The sequence below is a fragment of the Streptomyces montanisoli genome (genome assembly GCF_017813245.1).
In the GTDB taxonomy this organism is placed as follows: Bacteria; Actinomycetota; Actinomycetes; order Streptomycetales; family Streptomycetaceae; genus Streptomyces; species Streptomyces montanisoli.
In genome coordinates this window covers 29,964-45,949 of sequence record NZ_JAGIQL010000042.1, presented here as the reverse complement: position 1 = coordinate 45,949, position 15,986 = coordinate 29,964, and the positions used below count along the sequence as shown (strand labels likewise).

The 15,986-nt window shown below is 70.5% G+C and carries 14 protein-coding genes; 11 read left to right on the top strand and 3 right to left on the bottom strand.

Going from position 1 to position 15,986, the window contains the following annotated elements:
• The first annotated feature begins 110 nt into the window (after positions 1-110).
• The 5 genes from JFN87_RS33655 to JFN87_RS13250 all read left to right on the top strand — a co-directional run bounded on the left by JFN87_RS33655 (position 111) and on the right by JFN87_RS13250 (position 5,866).
• Entirely contained in the window at positions 111-494 is a 384-nt protein-coding gene (locus JFN87_RS33655) for a hypothetical protein (RefSeq protein WP_245179445.1), read from the top strand.
• 314 nt (positions 495-808) lie between these two features.
• The gene (locus tag JFN87_RS13265) at positions 809-1,933 is read left to right on the top strand and encodes a DegT/DnrJ/EryC1/StrS family aminotransferase (protein WP_209340221.1); all 1,125 of its coding nucleotides are present in this window, start codon (positions 809-811) and stop codon (positions 1,931-1,933) included.
• Positions 1,930-2,958: a Gfo/Idh/MocA family protein gene (locus JFN87_RS13260; RefSeq protein WP_209340220.1), complete on the top strand. Its 1,029-nt coding sequence runs from the start codon at positions 1,930-1,932 to the stop codon at positions 2,956-2,958. The genes JFN87_RS13265 and JFN87_RS13260 overlap by 4 nt, the downstream gene beginning before the upstream one ends.
• A complete protein-coding gene (locus JFN87_RS13255) occupies positions 2,955-4,586 on the top strand; it encodes a glycosyltransferase family 2 protein (protein WP_209340219.1) in 1,632 nt (543 codons plus the stop codon). Before JFN87_RS13260 ends, JFN87_RS13255 begins: the two co-directional genes overlap by 4 nt.
• The gene (locus JFN87_RS13250) at positions 4,583-5,866 is read left to right on the top strand and encodes a nucleotide sugar dehydrogenase (RefSeq protein ID WP_209340218.1); all 1,284 of its coding nucleotides are present in this window, start codon (positions 4,583-4,585) and stop codon (positions 5,864-5,866) included. The genes JFN87_RS13255 and JFN87_RS13250 overlap by 4 nt, the downstream gene beginning before the upstream one ends.
• A gap of 179 nt (positions 5,867-6,045) precedes the next feature.
• Here JFN87_RS13250 and wecB read toward each other — a convergent pair whose 3' ends face one another.
• Positions 6,046-7,134 carry a non-hydrolyzing UDP-N-acetylglucosamine 2-epimerase gene (gene wecB / locus JFN87_RS13245; RefSeq protein ID WP_209340217.1) on the bottom strand — a complete coding sequence of 363 codons (1,089 nt, stop codon included), beginning with the start codon at positions 7,132-7,134 and terminating at the stop codon, positions 6,046-6,048.
• Positions 7,135-7,367: 233 nt separating this feature from the next.
• Between wecB and JFN87_RS13240 the strand changes: the two genes are divergently transcribed.
• Genes JFN87_RS13240 through JFN87_RS13230 form a run of 3 tightly spaced genes read left to right on the top strand, consistent with a single transcriptional unit; the run spans position 7,368 to position 10,550 of the window.
• Positions 7,368-8,516: a glycosyltransferase family 4 protein gene (locus JFN87_RS13240; protein WP_245179418.1), complete on the top strand. Its 1,149-nt coding sequence runs from the start codon at positions 7,368-7,370 to the stop codon at positions 8,514-8,516.
• A 9-nt stretch (positions 8,517-8,525) separates the two neighbouring features.
• Positions 8,526-9,095, top strand: a complete 570-nt coding sequence (locus tag JFN87_RS13235; RefSeq protein WP_209340216.1) for a hypothetical protein — start codon at positions 8,526-8,528, stop codon at positions 9,093-9,095.
• Positions 9,096-9,119: 24 nt separating this feature from the next.
• The gene (locus tag JFN87_RS13230; protein ID WP_209340215.1) at positions 9,120-10,550 is read left to right on the top strand and encodes a glycosyltransferase; all 1,431 of its coding nucleotides are present in this window, start codon (positions 9,120-9,122) and stop codon (positions 10,548-10,550) included.
• A gap of 84 nt (positions 10,551-10,634) precedes the next feature.
• Here JFN87_RS13230 and JFN87_RS13225 read toward each other — a convergent pair whose 3' ends face one another.
• On the bottom strand, positions 10,635-12,857 hold the full coding sequence (locus tag JFN87_RS13225; protein ID WP_209340214.1) for a glycosyltransferase family 4 protein: 2,223 nt from the start codon (positions 12,855-12,857) through the stop codon (positions 10,635-10,637).
• The gene (locus JFN87_RS13220; RefSeq protein ID WP_209340213.1) at positions 12,854-13,468 is read right to left on the bottom strand and encodes an acyltransferase; all 615 of its coding nucleotides are present in this window, start codon (positions 13,466-13,468) and stop codon (positions 12,854-12,856) included. Before JFN87_RS13220 ends, JFN87_RS13225 begins: the two co-directional genes overlap by 4 nt.
• A 336-nt stretch (positions 13,469-13,804) precedes the next feature.
• On the opposite strand from JFN87_RS13220, the gene rplU reads away from it, so the two are divergent.
• From rplU to obgE, 3 genes are all read left to right on the top strand, one after another.
• Positions 13,805-14,125: a 50S ribosomal protein L21 gene (gene rplU, locus JFN87_RS13215; RefSeq protein ID WP_209340212.1), complete on the top strand. Its 321-nt coding sequence runs from the start codon at positions 13,805-13,807 to the stop codon at positions 14,123-14,125.
• Between the two features lie 14 nt (positions 14,126-14,139).
• Positions 14,140-14,394, top strand: coding sequence for a 50S ribosomal protein L27 (gene rpmA, locus JFN87_RS13210; protein ID WP_030911538.1), 255 nt, complete (start codon positions 14,140-14,142; stop codon positions 14,392-14,394).
• 135 nt (positions 14,395-14,529) lie between these two features.
• On the top strand, positions 14,530-15,969 hold the full coding sequence (gene obgE, locus JFN87_RS13205; protein ID WP_209340211.1) for a GTPase ObgE: 1,440 nt from the start codon (positions 14,530-14,532) through the stop codon (positions 15,967-15,969).
• Positions 15,970-15,986 lie beyond the last annotated feature (17 nt).

Here is a 15,986-nt window from a genome sequence, read left to right as displayed (position 1 = left end):
CCCCCCCCGCCCCCCCCCCCCCCCCCCCCCCCCCCCCCCCCCCTCCCCCCCTCCCTCTTCCCGCCCGGAAGCTGACCTACGAGTTACATCGGTGTCTGCAGTCCGGTCGTGTGCTCTTCCGATCTCCGGCGGCCGCGCCCTCGGGCGACGGCGGCGCCGTCGTGGTCGTCCCGTCCGCCGGCCAGAAGCCGGAGGCGGAGGCGGCCCCGGAGGCGGAGACGGCCCCCGAGGCGGAGGCACCCGCCGAGGAGGCCGCCGCGCAGGAGCCGGCGGCCAAGAAGACGGCGAAGAAGACGGCCGCGAAGAAGGCCCCGGCGAAGAAGGCCGCCGCCAAGAAGACGGCGGCCAAGAAGACCGCCACGAAGAAGACGACGACCGCCAAGAAGGCCGCCACGAAGAAGACGACGGCGAAGAAGTCGGCGAAGAAGACCGCGGCGGCGGAACAGGCCGCACCCTCGGGCGTGGTGTCCGCGACGGACGCCACGGACGACTGACCGGCGACCGACCCGCGACCGACCGGCCCCGGGCGGGCCCGCACCCCATCGGTGCGGGCCCGCCCGGGGCCGTCTCGTCTCTACCGGACAAGGTGCGTAAACCACCGCAACTGTTGCTTGGTTGCACGCAGACCATGTGATGTTCACCAAGCAGACTTATGTGTAAGTCCTGTGAGACCGGCTGTTAATATGACTGCTCATTCCTTGGTGGAGCGTCGGCTGAAGCCGGAGTGCGCAAGAGGCTGTCGCCGATGCCCGTTGCTCCCGACATCACCGCCCAGGACTGCTTTGTGGTGTTCTGGAGGAGGATGTCCGTGTCGAGCGACGCCGCTCAACCATCGACTGTCGCTGCCGCCAAGCCGGTCATCGGCGAGGAGGAGATCGAGGCGGCGGTACGCGTCCTCCGTAGCGGCCGGGTGGTGCAGGGCCCCGAAGTCGCCGCTTTCGAGGACGAGTTCGCGCGGCTCGTGGATGGGCGGCACTGCGTCGCCGTCAACTCGGGTACCTCCGCTTTGCATCTGCTGCTGCTCGCCCTCGGGATCGGGCCGGGCGACGAGGTGATCGTCCCGTCGTTCTCGTTCGCCGCGTCCGCCAACGCGGTGCGGCTCGTGGGCGCCGACGTCGTCTTCGCCGACATCGACCCCGACAGCTTCTGCCTGTCGGCGGACGCCGTCGCGGCGGCCGTCACCCCGCGCACGGCGGCCATCATGCCGGTGCACCTCTACGGCCATCCGGCCGCCATGGACCGCATCATGGCGATCGCCGAGCGGCACAAGCTCGCCGTTGTCGAAGACGCCTGTCAGGCCCATGGGGCGAGCCTGCACGGTACGCGGGTCGGCGCGTTCGGGGACGGCGGCACGTTCAGCTTCTATCCGACGAAGAACATGCACGCCCTGGAAGGGGGCATGGTCACCACGGCGGCCCCCGAGGTGGCACGCACCCTCAGGCTGCTGCGCAACCAGGGCATGGAGCAGCGCTACGCCAACGAGATCGTCGGCGCCAACATGCGGATGACCGACGTCTCCGCCGCGGTCGGCCGCGTGCAACTGTCGAAGGTCGACGGGTGGACAGAACAGCGCCGCGCCAACGCCGCCTACCTGGACAAGCACATCACCACACGCGCCGTGACGGTGCCGCCCGTAGCGGAGGGCGCGCGCCACGTCTACCACCAGTACACGGTGCGAGTCCGCGGTGACCGTGACGGGTTCATGGAGGCGCTCACCGGCGCGGGGATCGGCAGTGCCGTCTACTACCCGACCCCGATCCACCGGCTGAAGCCCTATGCGGAGCCGGACCGGAAGGCCGGCCGTGACTGGGACCTGCCGGAGACGGACAGGGCGGCCGCCGAGGTCGTCTCGCTGCCCGTGCACCCCTCACTCACCGACGGGGAACTGGAGCGGATCGCCGCTGCCGTGAACAACTGGGGAGAGACGCAGTGACAACGCGGGGACTGAGGGCCGGCCTGATCGGCCTCGGCTCGATGGGGCGCAACCACGCCCGAATACTGGCCGGGCTCGAGGGCGTGGAATTCGTCGCGGCCGTGGACCCCCTCGGGGACAAGTCGGGTGCGTCGCAGGGGGTTCCCGTGCTGCCCGCGGTGGCGGACCTGGTCGCCCTCGGCGTCGACTACGCGGTCGTCGCCTGCCCCACCGCGATGCACGAGGAAGTGGGCGTCGCGCTCGCCGAAGCGGGGGTGTGCGCGCTGATCGAGAAGCCGCTCGCCGACACCGTCGACGGCGCGCGCAGGCTGGTCGACGCCTTCGAGTCCCGCGGTCTCATCGCGGGAGTCGGACACATCGAGCGCTGCAACCCCGCGCTGCGCAATCTCAGGACGCGGCTGGAAGCGGGTGAGCTCGGGGACGTCTACCAGGTCGTCACCCGTCGCCAGGGACCCTTCCCGCACCGCATCGCGGACGTCGGAGTCATCAAGGACCTCGCGACCCACGACATCGACCTGACGAGCTGGGTCACGGGCCAGGACTACGAATCCGTCTCGGCGCACATCGTCTCCAAGAGCGGCCGTCCGCACGAGGACATGGTCTCTGCCGTGGGCAGGCTGACGGACGGGACGATGGTCAACCACCTCGTCAACTGGCTGAGCCCGCTCAAGGAGCGCTTCACCTCCGTCACGGGCGAGCGCGGGTGCTTCATCGCCGACACCCTCACCGCGGACCTCACCTTCCACTCCAACGCGGCCATCAGCACCGAGTGGGAGGCGCTGCGCGCCTTCCGCGGGGTCGCCGAGGGCGACATGATCCGCTACGCGATCCCGAAGCGCGAGCCGCTGCTCGTGGAGCACGAACTGTTCCGTGACGCGGTGCTCGGCCTCGACGCGGACATCTGCACCCTCCGGCAGGGACTGCGCACCGTCGAGGTCGCAGCCTCCGTCCTGGAGTCGGCCGAGTCGGGCCGCACGCAGCACCTCGGCCGGCTCGAATCCGTCCCGGGGAGCGTGGCTCGATGAGCGAGCCGGGCATACCGCCGGTCCCCGACGTGACCGTCGTCGTGGCGGTCTACAACACGATGCCCTACCTCACCGAGTGCCTCGACTCGCTGGTGCGCCAGTCCATCGGCGTGGAGCGCCTGCAGATCGTCGCCGTGGACGACGGGTCGACCGACGGCAGCGGTGCGGAGCTCGACCGGTTCGCCTCGCTCCACCCCCGCACGTTCACAGTCGTCCACCAGGCCAACTCCGGCGGTCCCGCGGCGCCGAGCAATCGCGCCCTGGACCTGGCCACGGGCCGCTATGTGTTCTTCATCGGCTCCGACGACCACCTGGGCGACGAGGCGCTCGAGCGGATGGTGGCGTATGCGGACGAGCACGGCTCGGACGTCGTCGTCGGCAAGATGGTGGGTGTCAACGGCCGGTACGTGCACCAGGCGCTGTACCGGAAGACGGATCCGGATGTCGGGTTGTTCGACTCCGCGATGCCGTTCACCCTGGCGAACACCAAGCTGTTTCGGCGCGCCCTGGTGGAGAAGTACGGGTTGCGCTTCCCCGAGGATCTTCCGGTCGGCAGCGACCAGCCGTTCACGATCGAGGCGTGCGTACGGGCGGCGAAGATCTCGGTGCTCGCCGACTACACGTACTACTACGCGGTGAAGCGGGCGGACGCCGGCAACATCACCTACCGTGCCAACCACCTCTCCCGGCTCGAGTGCACCGCGCGGATCATGCACCACGCGGCGGGCCTGATACCGCCGGGGCGCGACCGGGACGCCTTGTTCAAGCGGCACTTCCAGTGGGAGATAGCCAAGCTCGTACAGGCCGACTTCGCCCGTCTCGACACGGCCACCCAGGCAGCCGTGTGCGACGGGATCGCGTCCCTGGCCGACGCGTACCTTACGGACGCCTTGCGGGACTCCTTGGACGTCAAGCGACGGGTCCGTGTCGTCCTCGCCCAGCACCGTGCCGTCTCCCTGCTGAACAAGACGATCACAGCGGTGCACGGTGCCCCGCCGTTCCTGCTGGACGGTGGACGCGCGTACGCCTGCTATCCCGGCCTTCGGGACCCCGAGGCCGATCTGCCGGACGAGGCCTTCGAGCTCATCGGCGAAGCCGTGCCGGGGCGGCTCGCGCAGGGAACCAAGGTGCTGTCCCTCGGCTGGGAGCTCGAGGGCAACAGGCTCGCCCTCGCGGCCGAGGTGCACATGGGCATCGTCGGGGACGCGGCCTCCGCGGTTCTCCGGCTCGCCGACCGGGCCATGCCGGCCACCGCGGACAAGCCCGGAGCCCTGCGCCTGAAGCCCGACAAGCAACTTCCGCGCCCGGACGGGACCTTCACCACGGAGGCCCTGCCCGACGCCCGGGGGACGGTGCTACGGGCGAGGGTGCCCATCGAACTGGACAAGGCGACCCGGGGCGTACGCCTCTACGTGGACGTCGCGGGCTCGACCTACGAGATCCCCCTTCAGCCGCGGGACAGGGGCCTGCCGCTGCCGTGTGACTGGCGGGGCTTCAAAGCGTCCCTCCGGGTCAACGGCAAGAAGCGCCTGGTGGTCGACACCGCTCCGTCGTGGGAGAGTTCGCCCGCCGCCACCGCCCGCGTGCGCAGGGGCCTGTCCCGTTTGAGGAAGAAGACGAAACGATGAACATCTGTGTAGTCGCGCTGGGCAAGATCGGCCTGCCGCTCGCCGTGCAGTTCGCGGCGGCGGGCCACCGGGTCATCGGCGCCGACGTCGATCAGCGCGTCGTGGACATGGTCAACGCGGGGGACGAGCCCTTCCCCGGCGAGCACGACCTCGACGTCAAGCTCAAGGAGACCGTCAGCGCCGGCCTGCTCAGCGCGACGACGGACACCGCCGAGGCCGTCGCCGCGTCCGAGGCCGTCGTGATCGTCGTACCGCTGTTCACGGACGCGGAAGGCGTACCGGACTTCGGCTGGATGGACGCCGCGACCCGGTCGGTGGCACGCGGGCTGAAGCCCGGCACACTCGTCTCCTACGAGACGACCCTCCCGGTCGGCACCACCCGCACGCGCTGGGCGCCGATGCTCGCGGAGGGGTCCGGCCTCACCCCCGGCGAGGATTTCCACCTCGTGTTCTCGCCGGAACGCGTCCTGACCGGACGCGTCTTCGCAGACCTGCGCCGCTACCCGAAGCTGGTCGGCGGCATCGACGAGGCGTCGACCGCGCGCGGTGTCGCCTTCTACGAGGCCGTCCTCGCCTTCGACGAACGCGACGACCTGCCCCGCCCCAACGGTGTGTGGGATCTCGGCACGGCGGAGGCGTCCGAGCTGGCGAAGCTCGCCGAGACGACCTACCGCGACGTCAACATCGGCCTGGCCAACCAGTTCGCGCGGTTCGCCGACCGCACGGGCGTCGACGTCCAGAAGGTCATCGAGGCCTGCAACAGCCAGCCGTTCAGCCACATTCACCAGCCGGGGATCGCGGTCGGCGGGCACTGCATCCCCATCTATCCGCGCATGTACCTGTGGAACGACCCCTCGGCGACGGTCGTGAGCTCCGCCCGTGAGGCCAACGCGGCGATGCCGGACTACGCGGTCCAGCTCCTGGCCGAGGCGTACGGCGATCTCACCGGCGCACATGTCCTCGTGCTCGGCGCGGCCTACCGCGGTGGCGTCAAGGAGACGGCGTTCTCCGGGGTGTTCCCGACGGTCGAGGCGCTGAAGGCCCGCGGCGCCGTACCGTTCGTGTCCGACCCGATGTACACGGCTGAGGAACTGGCCGCCCACGGACTGACCCCGCACTCCGGCGAGCGTGTCACGGCGGCTGTCCTCCAGGCGGACCACCCCGAGTACCGGTCGCTCACCCCGGCAGACCTGCCGGACGTACGGGTGCTCGTCGACGGCCGCCGTACGACGGACCCCGCCGCCTGGCACGGAGTGCGCAGGGTGGTCATCGGCGGCTGACGTCTTCGGGCCGCCGTTTTCGCCCTGCCTGGCTCCAATAGGTGTCGTTCGAATGCGTGACTTCACGGAAATTATCAAGTCGCCTTCCGCCTGGAACGCTGTGGAAAGCAGGAATACGGCGCCGGAGAAGCACGAATAAACCGGCATCGGCGTACTCGCCGATGCCGGTTCCCGAGCGTTTACCTCAAGTGTTGTTCCAGTGTTTCCGCGACCCTCAGTGCGGCTTTTCCGTCACCGTACGGCAACCCGCGCTCGTTCTTCGGCGCCGGCCGTGTTGCGCAGCGTGCCCAGTCGGCGGGAGAAAGCAGGTGGGGGTCGGGCACGAGCCTGTTCCAGTCCCCGGTGAGTGTCTCCACCCATTCGGTCTCGGGACGGATGGTCGTGCAGGTCCGCTCCAGCAGGAACGCCTCCTTCTGCAGGCCGCCCGAGTCGGTGACGACGCCGACGGCGCCGAGCACCGCGGCGACCAGGCCCGCGTACGGGAGCGGCCGGCCCGCGTGCACGTTGCCGCGGCTCAGCGTGATTCCATGCTGCTCCGCGCGCGCCACAAGGCGCGGATGCGCGAGCAGCGCCACCGGGACGGGCAGCGCCGCAAGTGCGTCGAGCAGCGCTGCGAGACGCTCCGGATCATCCGTGTTGTCGGGCCGGTGCAGCGTGGCGAGCAGGTACGGCGCCGCAGGATCGATGCCGTCGGGCAGCGCCGGAGCCTCTCCGCCGCCGCCGCGGACGGCGTCCCTGATCCGCAGGCAGACGTCCACCATGACATCGCCCACCAGCACGGTGCGGTCGGCGAGTCCTTCGCCGGCGAGGTGCCGCACGGCCTCCGACGTCGGCGCGAGCAGCAGGTCTGCTGCGTGGTCGGTGAGGATCCTGTTGTGTTCCTCGGGCATGCGGCGGTTGAAGGACCGCAGGCCGGCCTCCAGATGAGCCACCGGCAGATGCATCTTCACCGCGGCCAGGGCGCCGGCCAGGGTCGAGTTGGTGTCACCGTAGACCAGTACCCAGTCGGGGCGTGCCGCTTCGAGTACGGGGTCCATGGCGGCCAGCACGCCTCCCGTCTGCGCGCCGTGGCTGCCGGAGCCTATCCCCAGATGGACGTCGGGGGCGGGGATGCCGAGGCCGGAGAAGAAGACGTCGGACAGGTCGGCGTCGTAATGCTGTCCGGTATGGACTATGACGTGTTCGTGTTCCGTTCCGGCGAAGGCCGCGGCTATCGGCGCGAGCTTGACCAATTGGGGGCGTGCGCCGACGACGCTGAGTACCTTCACGGCTGAATTCTCCTCGGGAGGACAGGCGAGGGAACGTGCGTTACGCCGTCCCCGTAAGACCCGGTCATGTACAGGCGGATCGAAAACCTTGCACGATGATAATATCTTCACCGATGTCCGTGTAGCGGGAGGGCTGCGTTCGAATGCGCCAGTTGGTGACCAGAGAGGCAGCCATTGTCACGCCGTGGTACCCATCGCGTGAGCTCCCATTCCGCGGCGCTTTCGTCCAAGCCATGGTGGACGCCACCGCCCCCGGCCTCGACCGCTGCGTCGTCTACCACTGCGACACCTGGGTTTCGCCCATGGACCCGGCCACCGTCGAAGCCGTGGAAGCGGCCAACAGCAAGCTCCTCCGACGAGCCGTGCGCCCCGTTCCGACTGTCGGCGGCGCCGACCTCGTCCACCTCGCCGTCACCACCCCGCGCCACCAGGAGTTCGGCGCCCTCGCGCGCAATCACGAGCGTCAACTGCGCGCCGCGCTCGGCGGAAAGCCCATCGACGCCCCCGTCGTCCACGCCCACGTCGGACTCCCCGGCGGGTGGGCCGCACTGCAGAACGCCCGCCCCGGCGCCCGCGTCTACGTCACCGAGCACGCCACGTACCTCGACCGGATCCTGGCCGAACCGGACGCACGCGCGCTCTACGACGAACTCCTGCACCGTGTCGACGGGTTCGTCGCCGTAGGGGACCCGATCAAGGAGGTCCTCGCCCGGGAGTTCCCCCACCACATCGACAAGGTCGGCCAGATACCCAACCCGATCTCGTTCACACAGAAACGGGACGAGCCGGTCACGCGGTTGCGCCGATGGCTCTTCCTCGGCGGCCTCATCCCGCGCAAGGGAGTCGACTGGCTGCTCGAAGCCTTCGCACAGTGTCACGCGGAGGACCCGGAGCTGACGCTCACCCTCGTCGGCGAGGGAGAACTGCGCGGCCGCCTGACCGGGCGCGCCCGTGAACTCGGCCTCGGCAACGCCGTCGAGTTCACTGGAGCCGTGCCACCGCCGAGGGCGCTCGAGCTCATGCGGGAGCACGACCTTCTCGTCCACCCGAGCCGCTACGAGACGTTCGGGATGACGGTCGTCGAGGCGGTCGCCGCAGGGCTGCCCGTGCTCGTGACGCGGTGTGGCGGACCGGAGGAGACGCTCGCCGGCATCGAGGACGCCGCGGGACGGCTCATCGACGTCGAGGAGAACGCGGAATCCATCAGCGACGGGTACCGCGAGCTCCGCGAGCGGTTCACCCGCGGACTCGACCTGGAGAAGGCGCAGGCCGTTCTCGCCGCACGGTACGGCTACGAGGCCGTCGCGGAGGCCCACCACCGCCTTTGGTTCCCCGACTCGTACCGGCCCAGGGACGCCGACCCGGTCGGCGGCCTCGACTGATGGAGTGACATGCAGGTCCTGTTCCTCGCGCTGGGTGCGTCCCGCAAGCGGGCCGTGCTCGCCGAATCCGCCGACCTTGCCGCCGCCGGCGCGCAGGTCGTCGTTCTCGTCCACCAGAAGAAGTCATGGAACCTCAAGGCGTTCGCCCCCGGGGTCGCAGTGCACTCCGCAGCCGAACTGGAAGCCCGTCACCTGGCACGCAGGGTGGAGCGCGCCGTGCTGTACCGGGCCCCCGGTTCCGCCGCGCGCGCTCTCGACCGCGGTCCGCTGAAGAGCGCGGCACGTCGCTCGCACCGCGCGTACAAGCGGCGAGTCGCGGGCCCCGTGCACCGCAGGGTCTTCATGCCGCTGCACCGCAGACTCTGGCCCACCGCGCCCGCACGGATGGTGCGGTCACCGTTCGGTGCGGGCGGCGTACCCGAACTGCTCGTGGTCAGTGACGCTCTGTCCGTGCAGCGAGCGGTGTCCCTCGTCGAGGCGTGGGCGGCCGACGGCCTGCCCGTGCCCCGCATCTGCTACGGCATCGACTACGACGCCCCCGTCACGACGGCACCGGCCACGGCCTCAAACGCCGGCTGACCGCATCTGCCAAGGAGAATGACCATGAAGCGTGGCGGCCGCCGGCCCCGGGTTCTCTACCTCGCCTTCTACTTCCCGCCCTCCCGCGCGAGCGGCGTCTACCGTGCGCGGGCGACGGCCAATCACCTGGCCAGGGACGGGTGGGACGTCACGGTCTGTGCCGCGCCACTCGATTTCCTCTACGACGTGATCGGTTCGGTCGACGAGGCCCTCTCGGAGACGGTCGACCCGCGTGTCCGGGTGGAACGCCCGTCGTTGAACCAGTACTCGTGGCAGCAGGACCTGCGCAGTTACGGAGCGCTGCGCAGGCGGTTCCCGCTCGTCGCGCAGCGGTTGCACGCGTTCGGACAGGACAAGGTCTTCCCCGAGCGCTACGCGTCCTGGGCGTGGGCGGCCGTGGCGCGAGGACTCAAACTCCACGCACGCAAGCGCTTCGACATCGTGGTGGCGACGGGCAACCCCTTCGCCTCGTTCGGTGCCGCGTGGCTCTTCCACCGCATCACGGGCGTGCCCTACGTGATGGACTACCGCGACTCCTGGACGCTGGACCTCTTCAGCGACCAGCCCGCGTTCCCCGAGGGGCACATCGCCTGGGCCTGGGAGCGGCGCGCGCTGAGCAAGGCCTCCGCCGCTGTTTTCGTCAACGAGGCATTGCGGAAGTGGCACGCCGAGCGCTATCCGGATGTCGCCGACCGGATGATGGTGGTCGCGAACGGCTGGGACGCGGACGTCCTGCCGTCGGCCGCGGACACTCGGGCCGAGGCGCCCGAGCCGGCGGCTCTGTCTCCGGAGCAGCAGCGTGCCGACGCGCCGGCGGACGCCCCAAGGCAGCGCCCGCTGCGATTCGTCTACTTGGGCACTCTCACGGTCAAACAGCCTGTCGAGGAGATGGCAGAGGCGTTCCGGCTGGCGCGCAGGCATCCCGACCTCGAGGGTGCGGAGCTGCGCATCCACGGCCACCTCGGATTCTTCAAGGACAGTCCGCCCAGCCTGCTGCGCCGGCTCGGCCTCGACAGCGGCACACGGGACCAGGGGGACGACGACACCGGGCTGCGTTACCAGGGCCCGGTCTCCAAGAGAGAGGTCGGCATGGTCTACGAGGACGCCGACGTCCTCGTCTTCCTCGCCGGCGGGGGCAAATACGTCACGTCCGGCAAGATCTTCGAGTACATGGCGTTCGGCCACCCCATCGTGTCCGTGCACGCGGCCGGCATCGCCGCGCAGGACGTGCTGGACGGGTATCCGCTGTGGTTCAACCCCGACAGCCTGGACGTGGAGGAAATCGCGGCCGCGATGGTGGCGGCCGGCAAGGCGGCCAGAGACCAGAGTCCTCAACAGCGGGCCGCCGCCCGCCGGCACGCACAGGCGTACACGCGGGACGCCGTCCTCGTCCCGTTCGAGAAGCGGCTCCGAGAGATCATCGGACGCCCCGCGGCCGCGGACCCGGCGGACTGACCGGGATCATCGCGCGGCGGGTGCGGGGAGGCGCCCCCGGAGGTCTCGTCCGTGGCGAACGGTCGCGGCCTCCGGGGGCTTTCTTCAGGAGTACAGCGTGCGGTCCAGGTGTGTCGTCACCGTCAGCTGCGGATGCGCCTTCGCCCACGTCCAGCCGGTGACCGTGCTCTCGATGTCGCAGACGAACACGTGGTCCGTGAGGTCGAGGCGCAGTTCCGGCAGTGCGGCACGGCGCGTGACCCGGGCCAGCAGATGGGGCCTGAACTGGCGGTAGCCGCGGTTGAACACCTTCTTGTGAAAGGCGTCCGCGCCCTTCTTGTGCGCACGCTGCAGCGACGCGACGGCAAGCTCGGAACCCAGGCTGCGGCCGCCGGCCACCCTGCGCACCCGGCCGAGCACGGAACGCGGCACACGGTAGACGAGGAATCGCTCGCCACGCGGCACGGCCAGGCGCTTCTCGGCCGCCTCGACGCTCACGACCGGCACCCGGGCATCGAGGCCGGACGACTTCCATACCGACTGCCGGGCGGTGACCAGGCAGACGTCCACACCGCGATCCAGCAGATGCGCGGCGAAGTCCACGACCCGGCGGGGCTTCGTGGGCGACAGCGCCAGGAGCACCGCCCGGCCCCGAGGCTCGCCGGGCGGGACGGCCGGCCGCGATGCGGCACTCTGCCGGGGCACGGGCTCCTCCGCGGGCCGCTCGTCCGAAGCCGCCTGCGGCACGGCCGGGAGGGGCGCGGGCTCCCGGCCCGCGTAAACGTCCAGGAGTTGCCGGCCGACGGCCCCGGGGCCGTACCGTGACTCGAGGACGGTGCGCGCGGCCGTCAGGTCGAAGGCGGAGGAACGTTCCCTCAGCCGCAGGTACCCGTCGACGATCACCTGCGGATCATCACTGATCTCGAACAGGGCACCGACCTGGTCCTCGATGCCGGCCAGAGTCTCCTGCGGGCCGCGACTGCGCGCCGCCAGCACGGGCAGACCGGCAGCAACGGCCTCCAGGATGGTCATCCCGAATGTCTCGACCCGGCTGGCATGAACCAGCAGGTCGTAGCCGTGCATCAGGTCGTTGACCTCGTCGGGTGAGACAGGCGGCAGAATGCGGAACCGGTCGCCGAGGCCCAGTTCCTCACCGCGCTCGCGCAGTTTCCGCTCCAGGGTGCCGCTGCCCACCATCGTCAGCGTGACCTCGGGATCGTTCTCGGCGACCAGAGCGAAGGCCTCCAGCAGCGGCTCGACCCCCTTGCCCGCCAGAAGGCGCCCGAGATACAGCCATCGTCGCAGCTCGGGGGAGCGGACGGGTCCCGGTGTGAAACGGCTGAAGTCGATCACGTTGGGCACGACGCGAAGCTTCCCCGCGTGTTCGGGGAAGCGTGCCGCGATCTGCTGCTTCAGATGGTCGCTCACGCAGAGGAAGGCGTCCGCCCGTTCGAGTACCTCGCCGTAGATCTTCAGCGCGGCCGGCTGCGCGAAGACCTTGCCCAGGAAGGACGCGTGCTCCGTGACCACGATGCGCGCGTCCGGCCGGGCCAGCCGCAGGGCCAGCGCGCCGCCGTAGATCCCGGTGTGGGCGTGCACCACGGGGGCGTCGATCACCCCACCCGGAAGCGCGTGCCGCATCGCGGCCGCCTGCGCGGCCACCCACGGGGCGTAGTCCTTGCGGTGCACCAGCGGTACGGGGGTGCGCAGGAGGAGGCCCTCGGGGGTCTCCCGGGTGGGGAAGAGGTCGGGATGCCGCTGCATCCGCGAGGTCGCGATCTTGATCGCGTCGTTCAGCTTGGGGGCGGCCCTGCCGCTCCAGTCCTCGGTGTGCAGCACGGAGATGCTTCCGGTGCCCTCCGCCACTGCGGCGGTCATGGCCTGGACGAACGCTCCGGCGAACGGGTTGTTGGGCGAGGGGTACCACGGGGTGAGGACGGCGAGGTCGCTCGACGGCAGCGGATCGGTCGGGCCGCTGTCGGGTTCGAGGACGAACTCCACGTCGGGGTACTTGTGCCGCAGTACCCATGCGAGCGGCAGCGCCTGCGCGTCCCCCGCGACCAGCACGTCGGCAGCGGCGAGCGGCCCGGTCCCGGCCGTGAGGACCTTCCTCGCGGACTGCAGGAAGGAGCGGTCCCGGCCCGGGTGCACCTGGACGACGTCCACCTGCGCCCAGCCGCCGAATTCCTCGACGACCGGGTCCCAGTGCACTTCGTCGCCCGTGACCAGGGTGACCCGGTCCCCGCCGCGCACGAGCCGCTCCACGTGGGAGCGCGCCGCCCGTATCCGCCATGTGCCGAACGCGAGATACACAACGTGGCGGCTCATCCCCTCGCCCCCGCGCCGCGCTCGGTGAGGACGCCGTCCCGCTCGTCGTGGAGCGCGCCTGTACGCGGGCACTCCCAGACGCCGGGCTCACCGTCCCGCTCCACCAGCCGGAAGCCGGCCCTGCCCACCCAGCCGATCGGCCGGGCCGGCACCCCGGCGACAAGCGCGAAGTCCCGCACGTCCTTGGTGACAACGCTTCCGGCCGCGACCATGGCCCAACGCCCCACACGCACCGGGGCGACGCACACGGCACGCGCCCCCAGCGAGGCACCCTCGTCGAGCGTGACGCCCACGGCCTCCCAGTCGCTACCGCGCTTGAGGGAACCGTCAGGATCCACGGCACGGGGGTTGAGGTCGTTGGTCAGCACGGCCGCGGGGCCGACGAAGACCCCGTCGGCGAGCCGTGCGGGCTCGTACACCAGCGCGTGGTTCTGGATCTTTACGTTGTCGCCCACCTGTACGCCGGAACCGATGTAGGCGCCCCGCCCCACGATGCAGTTGGCGCCAAGGACGGCGTCCTCCCGTATCTGGGCGAGATCCCACACACTGCTGCCGTCCCCGACCACCGCGGCCTTGTCGACCTGCGCGGTCGGCTGCACCCTGACGTTCACCTTGCGGCCTCTCTGCGATTGTGAATGGTTGGTGAGTTTACGTGTCCCCGTCCGTGCGCCGGGGTGCAGGTCACGGCTCGGTGCCCGCACCGCACGGCTCGGAAACGGAAACCGGGCGGGCCTGGCCAGGGGGCATCGCCGGGCGCCCGCCGGTTTGACCCCTTGACGGCGGCAAGCATATTCTGGGCGATCGGCGCGCCCGCGTGCGCGCCCGCCTCTGAGCACCCACCTCCCGGTCCCCGGGGGAGGCCGCTCATCCACTCCGGACTGTCATGGCCCTCGGCCGTGCGGGCGGCTGGCGTCAGGGGTTTCGTTCCTAGTGAGAGTGAGATGCGCGTGTACGCCATCGTGCGCAGCGGTGGCCGCCAGCACAAGGTTGCTGTCGGCGACATCGTTGAGGTTGACAAGATTTCCACTGCCAAGGTGGGCGACACGGTCGAGCTCTCGACCCTGCTCGTGGTCGACGGGGAAGCCGTCACCAGCGACCCGTGGGTCCTGGACGGCATCAAGGTCACGGCCAAGGTCGTGGACCACCACAAGGGCGCGAAGATCGACATCCTTCGCTACAAGAACAAGACCGGCTACCGCCGTCGTCAGGGTCACCGCCAGCAGTACACGGCGATCAAGGTCACCGGCATCCCCACGGCCGCGAAGTAAGGGACTGAGGATTCATGGCACACAAGAAGGGCGCATCGTCCTCCAGGAACGGGCGCGACTCCAACTCCCAGCGGCTCGGCGTGAAGCGCTTCGGCGGTCAGGTCGTCCTCGCCGGTGAGATCATCGTCCGCCAGCGCGGCACGCACTTCCACCCCGGCACCGGGGTCGGCCGCGGCGGCGACGACACCCTGTTCGCGCTCAACGCCGGCGCGGTCGAGTTCGGCACCAGCCGCGGCCGCCGCGTCGTGAACATCGTTCCGGTCGCCTGACCCGGACCGATCAGCGGTTTCGCGCTCAGGGCGGGCCCCCTTCCCTCGGGAAGCGGGTCCGCCCTTTGCGTGTTAGCCAGGAGAGACCATCTCCGCTCAGCCATCTCCGCCGTACGTGCTTGGAGGCACCACACCATGACCACCTTCGTGGACCGCGTCGAGCTGCATGTCGCCGCGGGTAACGGGGGCCACGGCTGCGCCTCCGTGCACCGGGAGAAGTTCAAGCCGCTCGGCGGACCCGACGGCGGCAACGGGGGCCGCGGCGGCGACGTCGTGCTCGTCGTCGACCAGTCCGTCACGACGCTGCTCGAGTACCACCACGCGCCGCACCGCAGGGCGACCAACGGCAAGCCGGGCGAGGGCGGCCACCGCTCGGGCAAGGACGGCCAGGACCTCGTGCTGCCCGTACCGGACGGCACCGTCGTGCTCGACGGGCACGGCGAGGTGCTCGCGGACCTCGTCGGCCAGGGCACGACGTACGTGGCAGGCCAGGGCGGCCGCGGCGGCCTCGGCAACGCCGCGCTCGCCTCGACGCGCCGCAAGGCCCCCGGCTTCGCGCTGCTCGGCGAGCCGGGCACCGGCGGCGACGTCGTGCTCGAACTGAAGACGGTCGCGGACGTCGCGCTCGTCGGCTACCCGAGCGCCGGCAAGTCCTCGCTGATCTCGGTGCTGTCGGCGGCCCGCCCCAAGATCGCCGACTACCCGTTCACCACGCTCGTGCCGAACCTCGGCGTGGTCACCGCCGGTTCCACCGTCTTCACGATCGCCGACGTGCCGGGCCTCATCCCGGGCGCGAGCCAGGGCCGCGGCCTCGGCCTGGAGTTCCTGCGGCACGTGGAGCGCTGCTCGGTCCTCGTGCACGTGCTGGACACCGCGACGCTGGAGTCCGACCGCGACCCGCTGTCCGACCTCGACACCATCGAGGAGGAACTGCGGGAGTACGGCGGGCTCGACGACAGGCCGCGCCTCGTCGTGCTCAACAAGGTCGACATCCCCGACGGCCGGGAGCTGGCCGAGATGATCAGGCCCGACCTGGAGGCCCGCGGCTACCGCGTCCTCGAGGTGTCGGCGGTCGCGCACCTCGGCCTGAAGGAGCTGTCGTTCGCGCTCGCCGAGATCGTCGGCAAGGCGCGCGAGAGCGCACCGCCGACCGAGGCGACCCGGGTCGTCATCCGCCCCAAGGCCGTGGACGACACGGGCTTCACGGTGACGCTGGAGGACGACGGCATCTACCGCGTGCGCGGCGAGAAGCCGGAACGCTGGGTGCGCCAGACCGACTTCAACAACGACGAGGCCGTCGGCTACCTCGCGGACCGGCTCGGCCGCCTCGGCGTGGAGGACGAGCTGATGAAGGCGGGCGCGAGGCCGGGCGACGGAGTCGCCATCGGCCCCGAGGAGAACGCGGTCGTCTTCGACTGGGAGCCCTCGATGGCGGCCGGCGCCGAGATGCTCGGCAGGCGCGGCGAGGACCACCGCTTCGAGGCCCCGCGCCCGGCGGCGCAGCGCCGCAGGGACCGCGACGCGGCACGGGACGAGGCGGCACGCGAGTTCGAGGGCTTCGACCCGTTCAGCTGACGGCTCCGGCCTTCGCC